The organism is Caballeronia choica (assembly GCF_001544535.1).
In the GTDB taxonomy this organism is placed as follows: Bacteria; Pseudomonadota; Gammaproteobacteria; order Burkholderiales; family Burkholderiaceae; genus Caballeronia; species Caballeronia choica.
The window spans coordinates 1-911 of record NZ_FCON02000522.1; the positions used below are offsets into that span (position 1 = coordinate 1).

A 911-nucleotide genomic window follows, 5' to 3' on the forward strand; every position below is an offset into this window, starting at 1 on the left:
AAACCGCTCGCGCGGTAGGGGCTACGGTCTGACGCGAGAGGTCAGGGAGAGGCCGGTCACGCGGCTTTATGTTGGCGAATGAGGCAATCCGCCTCGTTCTCCAGCAGGAGCCGAATCATGACCTCCTTACCGGCAAACGCCAGCCCCTTGCGCCAGCGCATGATCGACGACATGCGCATGCGCCAGCTTGCCCCCAAGACGCAGGACATCTATCTGCACATCGTGCGTGAGTTCGCCCGCTTCCTCGGGCGCTCACCTGACACGGCCACCGTCGAGGACCTGCGCCGTTACCAGCTCTATATGGTTGACCACGGCACATCGGCCGTGTCGCTGAACCACGCGATCACCGGCCTGAAGTTCTTCTTCACAGTCACGCTCGACCGGCCCGAGCTGATGGTCAGGATGCAGCCGGTGCGCGTGCCCCGCATATTGCCCGTCGTGCTCAGTCCCAATGAAGTGCGGCGACTCATCGAGGCGGCCGGCAACCTGAAGCACCAGACCGCGCTTTCGGTCGCGTACGGCGCGGGGCTACGCGCCAGCGAAGTGGTAGCGCTGAAGGTCACCGACGTCGACAGCGAACGCATGACACTGCGTATCGAGCAGGGCAAGGGCCGCCGTGACCGCTACGCAATGCTCTCGCCGGTGCTGCTCGAGCGTCTGCGTGTGTGGTGGCGCGTGGCCCGTGCGCAGGGCAAGATGCTCGACGGTGGGTGGCTGTTTCCCGGACTCGATCCGCTCGATCAGTTAAGCACGCGACAGTTGAACCGTGCCATTCATGCCGCCGCCGAGGCCGCGAACATCGACAAACGCGTGTCCATGCACACGCTGCGCCATAGCTTCGCGACACATCTGCTCGAACAGAAGGTGGATATCCGCGTGATCCAGGTGCTGCTCGGCCATGCGAAGCTCGA

1 protein-coding gene is annotated in these 911 nt (G+C 63.9%); it reads left to right on the forward strand.

All coding sequences use genetic code 11. The annotated features are described in order from the left end of the window. Window positions 1-117 precede the first annotated feature (117 nt). The coding region (locus AWB68_RS45470) for a site-specific integrase (protein ID WP_087650507.1) at window positions 118-911 on the forward strand (794 nt) is incomplete at its 3' end.